16 protein-coding genes and 1 tRNA gene are annotated in these 16400 nt (G+C 71.7%); 13 read left to right on the top strand and 4 right to left on the bottom strand.

Annotated elements, in window-relative coordinates:
- Nucleotides 1-35 precede the first annotated feature (35 nt).
- Nucleotides 36-1856: a hypothetical protein gene (locus tag P3X83_RS08440; RefSeq protein WP_277304316.1), complete on the top strand. Its 1821-nt coding sequence runs from the start codon at nucleotides 36-38 to the stop codon at nucleotides 1854-1856.
- A 28-nt stretch (nucleotides 1857-1884) separates the two neighbouring features.
- Entirely contained in the window at nucleotides 1885-2025 is a 141-nt protein-coding gene (locus tag P3X83_RS08435) for a hypothetical protein (RefSeq protein WP_277304315.1), read from the top strand.
- Between the two features lie 72 nt (nucleotides 2026-2097).
- Here P3X83_RS08435 and P3X83_RS08430 read toward each other — a convergent pair whose 3' ends face one another.
- Nucleotides 2098-2715 carry a DUF6286 domain-containing protein gene (locus P3X83_RS08430; RefSeq protein ID WP_277304314.1) on the bottom strand — a complete coding sequence of 206 codons (618 nt, stop codon included), beginning with the start codon at nucleotides 2713-2715 and terminating at the stop codon, nucleotides 2098-2100.
- A gap of 163 nt (nucleotides 2716-2878) precedes the next feature.
- On the opposite strand from P3X83_RS08430, the gene P3X83_RS08425 reads away from it, so the two are divergent.
- Nucleotides 2879-4072, top strand: a complete 1194-nt coding sequence (locus tag P3X83_RS08425) for an amino acid deaminase/aldolase (protein WP_277304313.1) — start codon at nucleotides 2879-2881, stop codon at nucleotides 4070-4072.
- Between the two features lie 60 nt (nucleotides 4073-4132).
- Here the strand turns inward: P3X83_RS08425 and P3X83_RS08420 are convergent, their stop codons facing one another.
- Nucleotides 4133-4504 (bottom strand): DUF3618 domain-containing protein, encoded by a 372-nt coding sequence (locus P3X83_RS08420; RefSeq protein WP_277304312.1) that lies wholly within the window; start codon nucleotides 4502-4504, stop codon nucleotides 4133-4135.
- A 147-nt stretch (nucleotides 4505-4651) separates the two neighbouring features.
- Between P3X83_RS08420 and bcp the strand changes: the two genes are divergently transcribed.
- The gene (bcp, locus tag P3X83_RS08415; protein ID WP_277304311.1) at nucleotides 4652-5128 is read left to right on the top strand and encodes a thioredoxin-dependent thiol peroxidase; all 477 of its coding nucleotides are present in this window, start codon (nucleotides 4652-4654) and stop codon (nucleotides 5126-5128) included.
- 18 nt (nucleotides 5129-5146) lie between these two features.
- Here the strand turns inward: bcp and P3X83_RS08410 are convergent, their stop codons facing one another.
- Nucleotides 5147-5407 (bottom strand): hypothetical protein, encoded by a 261-nt coding sequence (locus P3X83_RS08410; RefSeq protein WP_277304310.1) that lies wholly within the window; start codon nucleotides 5405-5407, stop codon nucleotides 5147-5149.
- Nucleotides 5408-5695: 288 nt separating this feature from the next.
- Here P3X83_RS08410 and P3X83_RS08405 point away from each other — a divergent pair.
- A tRNA-Leu gene (locus P3X83_RS08405) sits at nucleotides 5696-5769 on the top strand.
- Nucleotides 5770-5791: 22 nt separating this feature from the next.
- A complete protein-coding gene (locus P3X83_RS08400) occupies nucleotides 5792-5956 on the top strand; it encodes a type II toxin-antitoxin system ParD family antitoxin (RefSeq protein ID WP_277304309.1) in 165 nt (54 codons plus the stop codon).
- Between the two features lie 3 nt (nucleotides 5957-5959).
- Here P3X83_RS08400 and fxsT read toward each other — a convergent pair whose 3' ends face one another.
- The gene (fxsT, locus tag P3X83_RS08395) at nucleotides 5960-8443 is read right to left on the bottom strand and encodes an FxSxx-COOH system tetratricopeptide repeat protein (RefSeq protein WP_277304308.1); all 2484 of its coding nucleotides are present in this window, start codon (nucleotides 8441-8443) and stop codon (nucleotides 5960-5962) included.
- 207 nt (nucleotides 8444-8650) lie between these two features.
- Between fxsT and fxsA the strand changes: the two genes are divergently transcribed.
- The 7 genes from fxsA (at nucleotide 8651) to P3X83_RS08360 (ending at nucleotide 16353) form a co-directional block, all read left to right on the top strand.
- A complete protein-coding gene (fxsA, locus tag P3X83_RS08390; RefSeq protein WP_277304307.1) occupies nucleotides 8651-8842 on the top strand; it encodes an FxSxx-COOH cyclophane-containing RiPP peptide in 192 nt (63 codons plus the stop codon).
- A 228-nt stretch (nucleotides 8843-9070) separates the two neighbouring features.
- Nucleotides 9071-9934 carry an SIR2 family protein gene (locus tag P3X83_RS08385; RefSeq protein WP_277304306.1) on the top strand — a complete coding sequence of 288 codons (864 nt, stop codon included), beginning with the start codon at nucleotides 9071-9073 and terminating at the stop codon, nucleotides 9932-9934.
- A gap of 9 nt (nucleotides 9935-9943) precedes the next feature.
- Nucleotides 9944-11596, top strand: coding sequence for a tetratricopeptide repeat protein (locus P3X83_RS08380; RefSeq protein WP_277304305.1), 1653 nt, complete (start codon nucleotides 9944-9946; stop codon nucleotides 11594-11596).
- Nucleotides 11597-11751: 155 nt separating this feature from the next.
- Nucleotides 11752-12939 carry an FxsB family cyclophane-forming radical SAM/SPASM peptide maturase gene (locus tag P3X83_RS08375; RefSeq protein ID WP_277304304.1) on the top strand — a complete coding sequence of 396 codons (1188 nt, stop codon included), beginning with the start codon at nucleotides 11752-11754 and terminating at the stop codon, nucleotides 12937-12939.
- Nucleotides 12936-14213: an HEXXH motif domain-containing protein gene (locus tag P3X83_RS08370; protein WP_277304303.1), complete on the top strand. Its 1278-nt coding sequence runs from the start codon at nucleotides 12936-12938 to the stop codon at nucleotides 14211-14213. The genes P3X83_RS08375 and P3X83_RS08370 overlap by 4 nt, the downstream gene beginning before the upstream one ends.
- Nucleotides 14214-14482: 269 nt before the next feature.
- Nucleotides 14483-15685 (top strand): sensor histidine kinase, encoded by a 1203-nt coding sequence (locus P3X83_RS08365; RefSeq protein ID WP_277304302.1) that lies wholly within the window; start codon nucleotides 14483-14485, stop codon nucleotides 15683-15685.
- The gene (locus P3X83_RS08360) at nucleotides 15682-16353 is read left to right on the top strand and encodes a response regulator transcription factor (RefSeq protein ID WP_277304301.1); all 672 of its coding nucleotides are present in this window, start codon (nucleotides 15682-15684) and stop codon (nucleotides 16351-16353) included. The genes P3X83_RS08365 and P3X83_RS08360 overlap by 4 nt, the downstream gene beginning before the upstream one ends.
- Nucleotides 16354-16400 lie beyond the last annotated feature (47 nt).

The raw sequence follows: 16400 nt of genomic DNA, 5'->3' as shown, positions 1-16400 counted from the left end.
AGGAGGCGGTGGTGGCTTTTCTCCGCTCCCATTGGGTGTTCCTTCTCGCACTGCTCGCCGGGGTCGCGCTGCGCGCCCTGGCGGTGCTCGGCTACCAGCCCGCGCTGTGGTTCTGGGCCGACTCCTTCGCCTACCTCAACGCCTCGCTCGACCCCCGCCCGCTGGAGTCGCGCCCGGCGGGATACGCGTTGTTCCTCGCGGCGCTGCGGCCGTTCGGCAGCGTGCCGCTGGTCGTCGTCCTGCAGCACGTGCTCGGCCTGGCCATGGCCGCCTGCGTCTACGCGCTGTGCAGACGGCGCGGCCGGCTCCCCGGCTGGGGCGCGTCGCTGGCCGCCCTGCCGGTGCTGCTCGACGTCCACCAGGTGCAGCTCGAACACCTGGTCATGGCCGACCTGCTGTTCACCTTCCTGGCCATCGCCGCGCTGACCCTGGTGACCTGGCGGGAACGGCCCGCCGTCTGGGCGGCGGCGACCGCCGGGCTGCTGCTGGCCGCCGCCACCGTCACCAGGACGGTCGGCCTGGCGCTGGTCACCGTCGTCGTGGTCGCGCTGCTGCTCACCAGGGCCGGGTGGAAGGCCGTGCTCGCCACCGCGCTGACGGCGGCGCTCGGGCTGGGCGGCTACGCCCTGTGGTTCCGCACCGAGCACGGCGAACTCGCGCTGACCCGCAGCAACGTCTTCCTGTGGGCCCGGGTGATGACCTTCGCCGACTGCGGAGTGATCCGCCCGCCGGGGCCGGAGGCCGCGCTGTGCCCGCGCGAGCCGCTCGGGCAGCGGCTCACTCCGCCCCAGTACATCTGGAGCGCCGACTCTCCCTACAACAGCGACGCGCTCAACGGCGTCGACCGCAACGCGCTGGCGGCGTCGTTCGCCACCCGGGCGATCATGGCCCAGCCGCTCGACTTCCTGCGCACCGGCGCGCTCGACACCGCCTCCGTCTTCGCCTGGGAACGCCGGGTCTATCCGGTCAAGGGGCCGCAGAGCGCCTACGTCTTCCCCGGCGCCGTCAAGCCGTTCGACCCCTCGCAGATCGCCTCCAAGGACCGCACCGCCACCCAGATCACCACGGCCTATCAGGGCAGCCCTGGCGACGTGCGGGTGGTCGAGCCGTACGCGGGCTGGCTGCGCGCCTACCAGGAGCACGGTTACCTGCGCGGGCCGCTGCTGGGCGTGGTGCTCGCGATCGGCCTGGGCGGGCTGCTGGTGCGGATCCGGCGGCTCGGCGGGGTCGTGCTGCCGCCGCTCGCGGTGGCGGTCGCACTGATCGCGCTGCCGCCGTTCATCGCGGCCTTCGACCACCGCTACGTGGTGCCGGCCGTGCCGTTCGCGTGCCTGGCCGCCGGGCTGGCGTTCGCCAGGCGTGCCGCGCCGGCCGCGCCCGCCGAGGATCCGGGCACCGACCCCGAGGAGGAGTCCGTGGCCGCCTCCCGGCAGGAGCCGTGGCCGCCTCCGGCGCCGCCGCGCACGCCGCTGGCATCGGAGGAGGTCACCGCGCCGCTGCCCCGGGTCGACCCGCAGGCGCCCCCGCCGGAGCCGGTCAAGGAGGCGCAGCCGTGGCCCGTGCGCGACGGCACACCGCCGAACACTCCGCAGCTAACGGCGGCGGACATGCAGGCGCACCAGCGTGGGAAGCCCGTCGTCCCGGACCGCCCGCCGCACACGGCCCACCAGCCCGCCGTCCAGTTCGGCGACCAGGGCGCAGACATCAGTGTGTGGCGCGCAGGCGAGGCCGACCCGAAGCCTCTCATCTCCCACGACCCTGACTCCGACCCCGTGCAGTCCTTCGACTTCTTTAAGCCCCACACCGAACATCGCGACGGCGGCGCCCGCCCGCCGTCCGAGCCGCCCCCAGCCTAGGGCGCGGATCAGCCAGCGCAGCGCGAGCATGGCCAGCACGCCGAGGACGAACGCCAGCAGCCAGCGCAGCCTGCCGTCCGCCGCGAGCGCGCGGGCGACGGCCCCGGCGGGCAGCCGGTCGGCCGCCGCCTGGCCGGGCAGCGCCCCGCGCCCGCGCAGAATCGTGTAGCCCCCAGCCAGCAGCGCCGGCACGCCGACCGCCGCCAGCCCGATCCGGTTGCCCAGGTAGGCGCGCATCCGCTCAGCCCCCCGTCCGGCGCAGGCGGACCACGACCTCGCCCGCGCCGAGCGCGCCCAGGCCCGCCAGGCGATCGCCGACGGCCGCGCCCACATCGCGCAGCAGCGCCCCCGGCGGCTCGTCTCCCGCGGTCACGACGATCTCGATCCGGCCGTCCACCAGCCGCACGCGGACGCGGCCCACGCCGTCCACCGTCTCGGCGGCGGCCCGCAGCGTTCGGCGCAGCCCCGCCCGGGTGAACCCGATGACGATCAGCGGGTCACGGGTCTGGACCGGCACCAGCCTGGTCCGTCCCGGCAGCGCCGCCGACACCAGCAGCGCGCCCGCCAGCACCACCAAGGCCGCCGCCACCACCTGCACGAGGGGATCCGACCAGGCCCGCGCCGAGGCCACCGCGACCAGGCGCTCGAACGGCACCACCCGCAACGGGGTCCCGAGCACCGCGCCGATCGCCTCGGCGGCGAGGAGCAGCAGCACCGCCGTCAGCAGCGCGGCGGCCACGATCCCGGCAGGTGCGCGGGTGGGGCGCAAAGCCCGCGCCGCCGCGCGCCGGGACGCCTCGTGGCCGTCTTCTCCGGAGGTGCCCGAGCGATCCAGGATGTGCTGCAGCGAACTCGTCACGCCGACCACTCCTACACCCGGCCGCCGCGGCCCGGCGCGAACGAACCGCGCGCTTGCAAGATCAAGGGGTGTGGACGTAGCAGAATTTACCGGAAGAAACATTCGTCAAAAAATATGAGATGAACTCATATTAAAACCGGTCCACCCCCGCTACCCTGCCTTCATGGACGACCGATCGCGGCTCGATCGCGTGACGGCCGAACTCTCCCCACCGTTCGCCGTCGTCGATCTCGCCGCGCTCCGGGCCAACGCGGCCGACCTCGTGCGCCGGGCGCGCGGCAAGCCCATCAGAATCGCCAGCAAGTCCATCCGCTGCCGCGCGCTGCTCGAACGCATCCTCGCCATGGACGGCTTCCGCGGCGTCATGGGATACACCCTTCCTGAAGCCCTCTGGCTGGCCGCCACCGGGGTGCGCGACATCCTCGTCGCCTACCCAACCGCCGACGCCCAGGCCCTCGCCCGCCTGGCCGCCGACGAGACCGCCGCCACCAGCGTCACCCTCATGGTGGACAGCACCGCGCACCTGAAGCTCATCGAGAAGGCCGTCACCGGCGTGCGCGGCCGACACGAGATCCGGCTCTGCATCGACATCGACACCGCCTTCCTCGCCCTCGGCGGACGGTTGCGCGCCGGAGCCAGGCGCTCCCCCGTGCGCCGGCCGGAGCAGGCCGTCGCGCTCGCCGTGGAGATCGCCAAACGGCCCTGGTTCCGCCTCGCCGGGCTGATGGCCTACGAGGCGCAGATCGCGGGGGTCGGCGACGCGCCGCCGGGCGACCCGGCGCGCGCCCGGATCATCCGGCTCATGCAGAGCGCGTCGGCGCGGGAGCTGATGGTGCGCAGGGGGCGGGTGGCGCATGCCGTACGGCAGATCGCCGACCTGGAGTTCGTCAACGGCGGCGGCACCGGCAGCGTCCACGCCACCGCGAACGAGCGCGCCGTCACCGAGGTCACCGCCGGATCGGGGTTCTTCCACCCCCGCCTGTTCGACTTCTACCGGGGCTTTCGCGGCAGGCCCGCCGCGCTCTACGCCCTGCCCGTGGTCCGCAGGCCCGGCCCCGGCCAGGTCACCGTGCTCGGCGGCGGCTACCACGCCTCCGGCCCGCCGGGCGCGACCCGGCTCCCCCAGCCCTACCTGCCCCCCGGCCTGCGCTACGACCGCGACGAGGGCGCGGGCGAGGTGCAGACCCCGCTGCTCGGCCTGCCCGCCGACGAATTGCGCCTGGGCGACCGGGTGTGGTTCCGCCATGCCAAGGCGGGTGAGCTGTGCGAGCACTTCGACACGCTGCACCTGATCGAGGACGACGCGCTCGCGGGCACCGCCCCAACCTACCGCGGCGAGGGCCAGACCTTCCTGTGACACCCGGCTCTTGGCACGGGCCGGTTCAGGCTCAGGCCAGGCGCAGGCCCAGGTTGAGGTTCAGCGACGGCGCCTGCGCCACATCCACACCGCGGCGCCCACCACGAGCACCGCGCCCACGCCGATCAGCACCGGGGCCAGCTCGCGCACCCGGTCCTCGTCCACCCACAGGTCATCGGACCGGCCGTCGGCCGGGAGCTCCGCGTCGGGCCCGTAGACGGGACGCGGCGGACCGCCGAGACCCACCATGTCGCCGACGGTCGCGCTCACCGTGGAGAGCAGGTGCTCGGCGTTGGCCCGCGCCCGGGCGACCCCGCGCTCGGCCACCCGCTTGGGGCTCACCCGATCGGCTATGGCGTCGACCGTACGGGCGAGGTCCGCACGTGTGCGCTCGATCGTGCGCTCCAGCTCATCCGGGTCGATGTCCGCCATGGCTCTCCTCTCGTCGCCGCCGCCGGCGATCAGTCTTTCAGGTGCCGGCCGCCCCCGGCACGCTGGGCGGCCGGTAAGTTGACCTGGAACTCTATTCCCATAATTCACGCGCCCGGTCCGCCGGGACGCGGCACCGAGGAGGACCCCGTGGCCGACGACACCAGGCTTGAGCCCGGCGACGCCGCCCCCGAGTTCACGCTGCCCGCCGCCGACGGCTCCAGCGTGTCCCTGGAGGCCCACCGCGGCAAAAGGGTGATCCTCTACTTCTACCCCGCCGCGATGACGCCCGGGTGCACCAAGCAGGCCTGCGACTTCCGCGACAACCTCGGCGAGCTGACCGACGCGGGCTACGTGGTGCTGGGCGTCTCCAAGGACAAGCCGGCCAAGCTCGCCCAGTTCACCGAGCGCGACGCCCTGACCTTCCCGTTGCTGTCCGACCCCGACCTCGACGTGCACAAGGCGTACGGCGCCTTCGGCGAGAAGAAGCTGTACGGCAAGACGGTGGTGGGTGTGATCCGCTCCACCGTCGTCATCGACCCCGACGGCAAGGTGGAACTGGCCCTCTACAACGTGAAGGCCACCGGACACGTCGCGAGTCTGAAGAAGAAGCTCGGCCTTTCCTGAATTTCCGGTTCAACGCTTTTATTGCGACATTTTCTGGCACATTCCCCGGCGCATCCCAGCCGCCGGGGAAATGTCGGTGCCGCCTTCTACTCTTGCCCCATGCCCGGCAACGAGAAGTACACCCGCGAACTCCTCGCGGCGGCGGCGGCCGATTCCCTCAGCATCGCCGACGTCCTGCGCCGCCTCGGCGTCAAATGGACCGGTGGCTCCCACGCCCACATCAGCCGCCGCCTCAAGCACTTCGGCATCGACACCCCCCACTTCCTCGGCCAGGCGCACCGCCGCGGGCAGCCCTCCCTGCGCAGGCGCACCCCGAGCCAGGTCCTCGTCAGGTGGCCGCCGGACCGCCCGCGACCCAAGCCCGGCCTGCTCCGACGTGCGCTGCTCAATACCGGGGTGCCCCACCGGTGCGCACGCTGTAGGATCGAGGACGTCTGGCAAGGCAGGCCGCTCACCCTGCACGTCGACCACATAAATGGCGACTGGCTTGACAACAGGAAATCCAACCTACGATTTCTGTGCCCGAACTGCCATTCACAGACGGCCAATTTCGCAGGTAAGAATAAAGGGGCCGTAGCCCAACGGCAGGAGGCGGCGAGTTTAGGTCTCGCACAGTTCGGGTTCGAATCCCGACGGCCCCACGAGCAAATAAAATACGAAGCGGTGAGCCTTCGAAACGTCTCCTTGGAGCTCAGTTTCACCCCACAGGACGCCTTTTTCCTCGCCGCCTGCGTCGCGGAGGGCAGGGCCCGATCCCGGTCGGCCGTCGTGCGGGAGGCGATCAGGTTGTTGCGGGAGCGCACCGCCGCCGCGGAGGCGGGCGGCTGAGCTTCAGAGGGCCGGCGGGTCGAAGTCGAAGTCGAGCCGCTGGTTCGCGCGCATCACCCGCACGTCCGGGTGTTCGGCGCCGAGCACCCGGGTGTAGCGGGCGACGGTGTCCTCCCACAGGACATCGGCGCGTTCGTCATCGCCCAGCACTCGCAGGTCGATGGCCAGGTTGGCGGCGCCGGCCAGGGTCAGCGGGTGGTCCTCGCCGAGGAGCACGCGCAGTTTGCCCAGGGTGTCCTCGCCGAGCATCCTGGCCTGTTCCACCTCGCCGAGCGTGGCGAGGTCGCTGGCCAGGTTGATGACGCAGGTCAGGGTGAAGTGGTGTTCGCGGGTGAGCACCCGGTCGTAGCCTTCGAGGGCCGCCTCGTCGATGACCCTGGCCCGTTCGGCGTCGCCGTTGACCCGCAACATCAGCGCGTAGTTGGAGTCGCAGCCGTACTTGAACGGGTGGCTGTCGCCGTACATGCGGGGGTAGCGGGCGGTGATGTCCTCGATCAGTTCGAGGGCCTCGGAGGTCTGGCCGAAGGCCCGCTGAGCGTTGGCCAGGCAGAGGGCGGAGGCCAGGGTGTCGGGGTGGTCCACGCCCCAGCCGCGCGTTTGCAGTTCGAAGGTGTGGGAGGCGAGTTCCAGGGATTCCTCGACGAGCCCGGCGCGACGGCGGGCGATGGAGAGGTCCTTGGCGACGCGGAGGGTCCAGGGGTGTTCGGCGCCGAGTTGCTGCACGCCGAACTCGTAGGCGTCCTGGCCGATGTCGCACGCCTCGCGGTACTCGCCGTTGAGGCGGACCACGCGGGCCAGGCCGTTCCACGAGGAGAGGATGTTGACGGTGCTGGACTTGGACTCAGCCTGGCGCTGCATGGTGAAGGTGCGGGCCTGGAGTTCCCTGGCGGTGGCGTAGTCGCCGAGCAGCAGGTAGTCGAGAGCGAGGTTGTTCATCACGCGCAGGGTTCTGCGGTGCCCGGCGCGGAACACGGCCTGGTGCCTGCGCAGGGACTCCTTGTCGTGTTCGAGTGCGGCGGCGAACTCGCCGCGGTAGCGGAGGTCGGCGCCGTGGCTGTTGGTGAGGAGGAGGGTCTCCCGGTGGTCCTCGCCGAGGATCTGCCGCATGCGGACCATGAGCCGCTGGTTCTGCTCGAAGGACTGCTGGATCTCGCCGAGCTCGCGGATGATGATCGCGTGGTGGCGTTGCGCGGACAGCACGTGCTCGTCGTCCTCGCCGCCGTCGGCGACCCATCGGGCGATGAAGCTCTCGACGAGTTCGCGCGATGACTCGAAGTCGCCCGACGAGTAGAGGAAGCGGACGATGTTGAGGGCGAAGGCGCGGATCCGCGGGTCGCGGCTCTCGGCGACCTGGGATGGGGTGATGTGCCCGAGCAGGCCGCTGTAGCGGGGCCAGGTGGTGTTGTCGTCGGCCTCGTAGGAGACGACGGTGGCGGCGAGCAGCAAGTGGACCTCGCGCCGGAAGGCGGCGTATTCGGCGGGGTCGAGTTCGTCGCGGAGGAGCGCCTGCACCAGCCGGTGCATGTGGATGGTGCGGTTCTCGGAGTCGATCCGGACGAGCGCGTAGCGCCCCAGTTCGCGGATGGCGCGGCTGACCTGGATGGGGTCGGCGAGCATCTCGCCCATGCGGGAGCCGGTGGCGAAGGCTTCGGGCATCTGGTCGAACAGGTCGCGCGGGATGGGCTCGGGGCCGAAGAAGGCGCAGCAGCGCAGCAGTTCGACGGCCTCGGGCATGCGCCCGGCGAGCTGTGACACCGACAGGGCCCAGGCGGCGGTCATCGACAGCGGGTAGTCGGAGGGCTTGTTGGCGCCGAGCACGCGGGTGGTCTGCTCTTTGAGCATGCGCAGGTAGTCGTCGATGGACATGCCGGTCTCGACCTGCAACGCGCCGGCCTGTTCGAGGGCGAGCGGGAGGTCGCCGAGGGCGTCGGAGAGGCGGTCGGCCTGTTCCTCGCTGATGCCCCTGGGCACGCGTTTCATGAGGAACTCGATGCTCTCCTCGCGGCGGAAGACATCGACGGTGAGGGTGTCGACAACGCCCTGCCAGCTGTGGTTCCGGGAGGTGATCAGGACGTGCCCGGGCCCTCGGGGGACGATGTCGTTCATCTCCTCCGGGTCGTCGGCGTTGTCGAAGATGAGCAGCCAGCGGTCGAACGGCTCGCCCCGGCGCAGCGCGTCGAGCACGGCGTCGGCGGCGTCCTCCACGCCCGCGGAGGCGGCGATGGGGAGACGGAGTTCGCGGGCGAGGCCGGCGAGTGAGGATTTGACGAGCATGGGCTGGTCGGCGGGGATCCACCAGACGAGGTCGTATTCGCTGCGGTACCGGTGGGCGTATTCGATGGCGAGCTGGGTCTTGCCGACTCCACCGAGGCCGTGCAGGGCCTTGGGCACGAAGGGCACGACGGCGGTGACCTCGGACTTGAGCCCCCTGCGCAACCCTTCGAGCAGGTCACTGCGCCCGGTGAAGTTTCGATTCTGCTGGGGCACTTTGCCCCAAATGGCGGGCACTCGACCAGAATCCCGGGAGAAGTGCGAAATCGACACGCTACCGCCTCTGCTCGGCAGGGGTTTTTGCGTTCAGCTTAGACGTGTTGACCATCCACGTTGAAGAGCCGGTGCGGAACACTCTTGTCCCTCGGACCACCCGGCATGGGAGTATGGACGCGTTATGGTAAATCACCGGCGAGGAGACCTATGAGTGAGAGAGCCGTCCGGGAATACGGCGGCGGTCTGATCGACGTCACCGGGCTCAGCCTCGGCGACCTTGAGGAGATCGACGGCTCCAGCCTCGCGACCGCCCTGCGCCGCGTGGTGAGCGAGGCCGACTCGGGACCTGTGGCCGGGTTCCAGTCCTCGCTCCAGCTTTCGACCGGAGACGATATTTGAGCAGTCTGTCAATCTATAATAATAGATGTCCTATTTAACGCGGTTCGCGGCACCTGCTGTGAACCGCGTTTCGTTTCGCGGCCCAGGTTGGCGCAGGGCCGTCAGGCGGGTTTCGGGCGGAGCTCAATACGATCTCCGCTATCCCCCCCCCCGCACACTGGGACATACTTACTTTGTAGCTGTCTTACGCCGTAGCTGTGACAACAGAAAGATCCCCCGGGGTGGCGCGTGAACGATGCGGACTGGGACCGGCTGATCAGACAGCTCCGCAGAGGTGATTGCACCCCCCTGCTCGGCGCGGGCGCCTGCAACGGGCGGCTCCCTTCGGGCGCCGAGCTGAGCAGGCATTTCGCGGCGCAGTACCGCTACCCGTTCGCCGACTCCGACAACCTGGCCCGGGTGATGCAGTACGCCGCGCTGGTCGGCCAGGACCCGGTGGAGCTGAAACACGAGGTCTGCGCCTACCTGCGGGACTTCGCGCCGCAGAGCGGCCCCGGCCCGCTGGACCCGCACACCGTGCTGTCGGAGTTCCCGATCAAGACCTTCCTCACCACGAACTACGACAACTTCATGGTCCAGGCGCTGCAGCAGCGCAACAAGATCCCGGCCGCCAGGGCCTCCACCTGGTGGGACACCGAGGCCGACGAGGCGATGCCGACCGAGCCGAGCGAGCAGCACCCCCTCGTCTACCACCTGCACGGACGGTGGAACGACCCCTCCTCACTGGTGCTGACCGAGGACGACTACCTGACCTACCTGGTCAACCTGGTGGACGCGCGGGCGCTCGACGCGGGCGAGCAGCTCCCGCTGCCGGTGCTGTCCGCGATGACCGGCAGCCCGCTGCTGTTCGTCGGCTACAGCATGCAGGACTGGAACTTCCGCCTGCTCTTCCACGGCCTGATCCGCACGCTCCCCAACAGCAGGCGCCGCCGCCACGTCAGCGTGCAGCTCCTGCCGCAACTGGACGCGTCGCTGGCGAACGCGGAGGACCTGGCGCACGATTATCTGGAACGCTACCTCGACGGCTGGAGCATCTCGATCTTCATCGGCAGCACGCAGAAGTTCTTCACGGAACTGCTCAACAGAATGTGAGGACGGCCCATGACCGCCACGGGTCCGCAGGACAGGTCGCCCTACGTCGGTCTGCGCTCCTACCGGCGCGCGGAGAGCGAGCTCTTCCACGGCCGTGACCGCGAGGCCCGTGAGATCGCGACCCTCTGGCAGGCGGCGGGGCTGACCGTGGTGTATGGGGCGTCGGGGGTCGGCAAGACCTCGCTGCTGCACGCCGGGGTGCTGCCCAGGATCGACCGGGAGCGGGCCGACGTGCTGCCGATCGCCAGGATCGCGCCGAGAATGCCGCTGGCGGGGGTGCGCGGCAATCCCTACGTGGTGGCGCTGCTGTCGTGCTGGGCGCCTGACCGGGATCCGCACGAGCTGAGCGAGCTGACCGTGGCGGAGTTCCTCCGGACGCGGCCCGAGCGCAGCGACGCCTACGGCGATCCGCTGCCGATCCTGGCGGCCGTGGACCAGGCGGAGGAGATCTTCCACGGCGACCCGGTGGGCGAGAAGGACCGGGCGGCGTTCCTTGGGCAGCTCGCGCAGGCCGTCCATGAGCAGACCGGGCTGCACCTGCTGCTGGCGCTGCGCGAGGAGTACCTGTTCCTGGTGCTCCCGCACGAGCGCCCGCTGGGACAGGGGTCGCGGGCGCGGTTCCACCTGCGGCCGCTCAGCCGGGAGGCCGCGCTCGAAGCCGTGGCCGGGCCGCTGGAGCACACGTCCAGGACGATGACGCGCGAGGCCGCCGAGCGCCTGGTCGACGACCTGCGCACGGTGGTCATCACCGACGAGGCGGGCAACGAGTCGACGCTGGAGCTGGACACGGTGGAGCCGGTGCAACTCCAGGTGGTCTGCTCGGCGCTGTGGGAGTCGCTGCCCGCCGACGTCCTGGAGATCACCGAGGCCCACGCCCGGATGTACGCCAACGTGGAGGAGTTCCTGTTCGACTTCTGCCGCACGGCGGTCGCGGAGGTGGCGGCGCACTTCGAGATGTCGCCCAGCGAGATCCTGTTCTGGCTGCGCAACACGTTCATCACCGAGCACGGCACGCGCAACACGGCCTACGAGGGGCTGCAGCAGACCCGTGGCATGCCCAACGGGGTGGCCAGGGCGCTGCGGGAGCGCCGGGTGCTGCGGGCCGAGCACCGGCTGGGCATCCAGTGGTACGAACTGGCCCATGACAAGCTGATCGGCCCGGTGACGCGGGCCGAGTCGCCGGAGGTCTACCTGCGTTCGGCGCGTGAGGCGCTGCTGAAGCGGAACTGGGACGCCGCGCACCGGCTCGCCGAGCAGGCGGTACGGGCGTCGGAGCTGGGCGAGGTCTGGGTGCGGGCGGAGGCGGCGGAGGTCTTCGCGACGGTGGCCGCCGCCAACGGCGAGATCGAGACGGCACGGCGGCACTGCGAGGAGGCCGTGGAGATCTACGCCGGGCGGCAGCGGTTCGACGGGGTGGCCCGGGTGCTCACCGCCGACGCGCGGCTGTGGATGGCGCAGGGCGACAACACCAAGGCGATCGAGCGGATCAAGGCCGCGCTGAGCTGGGCGCCCAACGACCTGGCGGCGCAGATGACGCTCGCCGAGGCGCTGTTGCGCGCGGGCATGCCCCGGGCCTCCGCCGCGGTCGTCAACGGGGTGCTGGACCTGCTGCCCACACATCTGCTGCAGCAGGCGAGAGAGCTGCTCAGGCTGTCGGCGTGACCAAGGGACCAGATGACCAGGTGACCGAGCGGCCGGGGTGACCGGGGTGACCGCATGTCATCACCGTGTCGTACCGGTCCGCCGCCGCCATGGGGCTCCCGGTTACTGACTATGCTGGGGCACCGGATGAGTCTCAGCGCGGAGGCCGGCCCGTGGTGCCAGAGTGGCCATCGACACTCGACGTCGGGGAGTTACTGACCGGCGGCTGGCGGCCTACCCCCTTCCGGCAGTTCATCCTCAAGATCCACAGCCGCTGTGACCTCGCCTGCTCCTACTGCTACGTCTACGAGATGGCCGACCAGTCCTGGCGCACCCGGCCGCGCCGGATGTCCCGCGACACGGTCGAGAAGGCGGCGGCCCGGATCGCCGAGCACGCCGCCGCGCACGGCCTACCCGTGGTGGAGGTGGTGCTGCACGGCGGCGAGCCGCTGCTCGCGGGGCCCGGGGAGATCGGGCACCTGGTGCGCACCGTCCGCGCGGCGGTCCCGGCGCGCGTCGAGGTGAGCGTGCAGACCAACGCGACCCTCCTCGACGACGCGTTCCTCGACCTGTTCGCGGAACTGGACGTCGGCGTGGGGGTGAGCCTGGACGGCACCGCCGCCGACCACGACCGCGTCCGCCGCACGCACGACGGCCGGGGCAGCCACGCCAGGGTCGCGGCGGCCCTCGGGCGGCTGACCGCCCCGCCGTACCGGCATCTGTTCGCCGGCCTGCTGTGCACCGTGAACCCGCGCACCGACCCGGTCGAGACCTACCGGGCGCTGCTGTCGTTCGGCCCGCCGGTGATCGACTTCCTGCTCCCCCACGCCAACTGGTCCGAGCCGCCGTGGCGCGACGGCACGGCCACGCCGTACGCCGACTGGCTGATCGCGATCTTCGACCTCTGGTGGTCCACGCGCCCCCGCCCCGCAGGGATCCGCCTGTTCGACGAGATCACGCACCTGCTGCTCGGCGGCGCGTCCGCCACCGAGCAGATCGGCCTGTCGCCCGTGGCGATGGCGGTCATCGAGACCGACGGCGAGATCGAGCAGTCCGACATCCTGAAGTCCGCCTTCCAGGGCGCCCCGGCGACCGGCCTGCACATCGACCGGAACCCGTTCGACGACCTGCTGCTGCTGCCGTCCGTCGCGGCCCGCCAGATCGGGCGCCTGGCGCTGGCCCCGGCGTGCGCGTCGTGCCCGGTGGGCGAGATCTGCGGCGGCGGTCTCTACGCGCACCGCTACCGCTCCGGCAGCGGCTTTCACAATCCATCGGTCTACTGCGCCGACCTGCTGCGTCTCGTCCGACATGTCGGGAACACCGTCCAGGCCGGGCTCAGTGACCTCACTAAGGAAGCCCGATGAACCTTTCAGAGCATCGGATTCCCGCGGACACGTTCGACGAACTGGCCTCGGGGACCGTTGGCGTCGAGACGGTCGCGCACCTGACGGCGGGGCAGCACAGCAAGCACTTCCTGCTCGTGCGGGGGGTGCTGGAGGCCGCGCGGGAGGGAGGGCACGCCCGCTGGGCGGTGGTCCGCCGCGCCTACGACCTGCTCGCCACGATCCAGCAGCACGACCCGGCGGCCGTGGACGCGGTGCTGCGGCATCCGTCGGTCGGGGCCTGGGCCCGGCACGCGATCCAGACGCTGGAGACCCCGGAGCAGCTCGCCGCGGTGGCCGCGGCGGCGGCGATCCGGGCCCGGGTGAACTGCGAGGTCGACGTCCCGGTGTACGACGGGGCGATCACGCTGCCCTCGCTGGGACAGGTGGCCGCCCCCGGCGGGGCGCGGACGGCGACCGTGCACTGCTCGCCCGACGGGGCGGAGGTGAGCGCGGGCGGCCTGGTGGTGGAGATCGGCGGCGACACCCCCGCGTGGCGCGGGCTGCGCTCGCTGTCGGCCACGTCCGGGGAGCGGCGGTTCGACGTGGTCATCGACGACGTCGACCCGCACCGGATGCCGGGCTCGGCGAACCTGGGCGGACGCCTCGGCGCGGCCGAGGCCGAGCGCTGGCAGGAACTCCTCGACGGCGCGTGGGACCTCCTGACGGGCACGCACCCGGAGGTCGCCGACGAGGTGTCGGCGGCGATCAGCGTGCTCACCCCGCTGTCGGCGCCCCCCGAGGGGCTGTCCAGCGCGACCTCCCGCGACACCTACGGATGCGTGGCGCTGTCCACGCCGCCCGACGCGCGGGAGCTGGCGGTCACGCTGGCCCACGAGACTCAGCACGCCAAGCTGTCGGCGCTGCTCGACATAGTGCCGCTGACCCTCCCCGACGACGGCTCGCGCTACTACGCCCCCTGGCGCGACGATCCGCGCCCGGCCTCCGGGCTGTTGCAGGGGGCCTACGCGTTCCTCGGGGTGACCGGGTTCTGGCGGCGGCAGCGGCACGAGGAGACGGGCGGTGCGGCGGTGCGCGCGGGCGCGGAGTTCACCCGGTGGCGGGGCGCGGCGCGGACGGTCACCGGCACCCTGCTGTCCAGCGGCAGGCTGACCGGCCCCGGCGAGCGGTTCGTCGGGCGGCTGGGCGCGAAGCTGGACGAATGGGCGGACGACCCGGTCCCCGCGGCGTCGGCACGGCTGGCCAAGGACGCCGCCGAGCAGCACCTGACCGCCTGGCGGACACGAAACGGGTAAGGGGCGAGCGATGCCCCGGGGCCGGGGTTCTACCGGGACGGGCCCCGATGGGCCGCGCGACGCGTCCTCACCGCCGCGCGGCCCTGTATCGGCGCGCTCCGCAATTCAGAACTCCCTTTACCGCCCCTTGAGGGGCGCTCCCGAGATAAATGGTGCCCTACCAGGGATAAGGGCCGTGTAAGCGGGCGTTGACCTGCGACCTGAGTCGTATCCGAAAGGTCCCCCGCAAGGGGGAAGGGAGCACGCCGGGGGCTTCGTAGGGTGGGGATGTGTTCGTCAGACTGCGCGCCTGGGGCGAGCGCCATCCCCGGGTCGTGGACGCTATGTGGGTGGCGCCGCTGGCGGCCCTCTGCTACTTCGCGGCGCCGTTCGCGAGCGCGAGCTCGGTCACCGGGCCGCCGCTGGGGCTGCCGGGCTATCTGGGGCTGACCACGGCGCTGCTGCTGCCGCTGTTCTGGCGGCGGTCCTACCCGCGCGCGGTGTTCGCCACGGTGGCGCTGCTGAGCTTCGCGCAGTGGGCGGCGGGGCTGGACGCGGTGATGGCGAACGCGTCGGTGCTGATCGCGATGTACTCGCTGGCGTCGCTGTGCCCGCCGCGCTGGGCGGTGGCCGCGGGGCTGGTCTCGGAGCTGGGCATGTGGCTGGCGCTGGGCGGGTGGAACGCACCCGGGCAGACGCCGTTCGCCAGTTCGTCGGTGTTCGTGGTGGCGATCTGGCTGTCCGGGATCTACGCCAACACGCGCCGCCGCTACCTTGAGGGGCTGGAGGAGCGCGCCGAGCGGGCCGAGCGGGAGCGCGACCAGCAGGCGATCATCGCGGCGGCGGCCGAGCGGGCCAGGATCGCCAGGGAGCTGCACGACGTGGTGGCGCACAACGTGAGCGTGATCATCGTGCAGGCGGACGGCGCGGCGTACGCGATCGACGGCGATCCGGAGCAGGCGCGGCGGGCGGTGCAGACCATCTCGTCCACCGGACGGCAGGCGCTCGCGGAGATGCGGAGGCTGGTAGGCGTGCTGAGGCAGGACGACCCCGGCGGCGAGGAGTACGCCCCGCAGCCGGGCCTGGCGCAGATCGACGAGCTGGTGACACAAGTGCGGTCCTCCGGCCTGCCGGTGCGGCTGCGGGTCACCGGCACCCCGGAGGCGGTGCCCGCGGGCGAGCAGCTCACGGTGTACCGGATCGTGCAGGAGGCGCTGACCAACACGCTCAAGCACGGCGGCCCGGACGCCGAGGCGACGGTCGAGCTGGGCTACGGCGGCGGCCAGATCAGGATCAGCGTCGCCGACGACGGCCGGGGCGCGGGCGCCCCGCGCCCCGCCGGCGGCCACGGGCTGGTCGGCATGCGCGAGCGGGTGACGATGTACGGCGGGCGCGTCCACACCGGCCCGCGCCCGGGCGGCGGTTTCCGGGTCGAGGTGACCCTCCCCGTCCCAAGCACGGCGGGCACGATGGGCGCGGCGGGCGCGGCATGATCCGGGTGCTGCTGGCCGACGACCAGGAACTGCTGCGCGCCGGTTTCCGGATGGTGCTCGGCGCGCAGGCCGACATCGAGGTGGTCGGCGAGGCCGGCGACGGCGCCGCGGCGGTGGCCGCGGTGCGGAGCACACCGGTCGACGTGGTGCTGATGGACATCCGGATGCCGGTGATGGACGGCGTGGAGGCGACCCGGGCGATCTGCGCGCCGGGCGGGCCGCCGGTCCGGGTGCTCATCCTGACCACGTTCGACCTGGACGAGTACGCGTTCGCCGCGTTGAAGGCGGGCGCGTCGGGGTTCCTGCTGAAGGACGTCCCGCCGTCCGATCTGCTGAGCGCGATCAGGTCGGTGCACGCGGGCGACTCGGTGGTGGCCCCGAGCACCACGCGCCGCCTGCTCGAACGGTTCGCCGCCCACCTGCCCGACGACGCGCGGGAGCGGCCGGGTGCCGAGACGCTGACCGCCCGCGAGCGGGAGGTGCTGCTGCTGGTGGCGCGGGGCCTGTCCAACGCCGAGATCGCCGGGCGGTTGTCGCTGGCCGAGGCCACGGTGAAGACGCACCTGGGGCGGGTACTGGCCAAACTGGGGCTGCGCGACCGGGCTCAGGTCGTCGTCTACGCCTACGAGTCGGGCCTGGTGGTGCCGTCGGATCGGCCGAAAGGCTGACGGAAACCTGCCCCGTGGGTCGCACCCGCTCCGGCGGGCAGCGCCGC

It is taken from the genome of Spongiactinospora sp. TRM90649 (genome assembly GCF_029382225.1).
In the GTDB taxonomy this organism is placed as follows: domain Bacteria; phylum Actinomycetota; class Actinomycetes; order Streptosporangiales; family Streptosporangiaceae; genus Spongiactinospora.
This window is presented reverse-complemented; position numbering and strand designations above follow the sequence as displayed.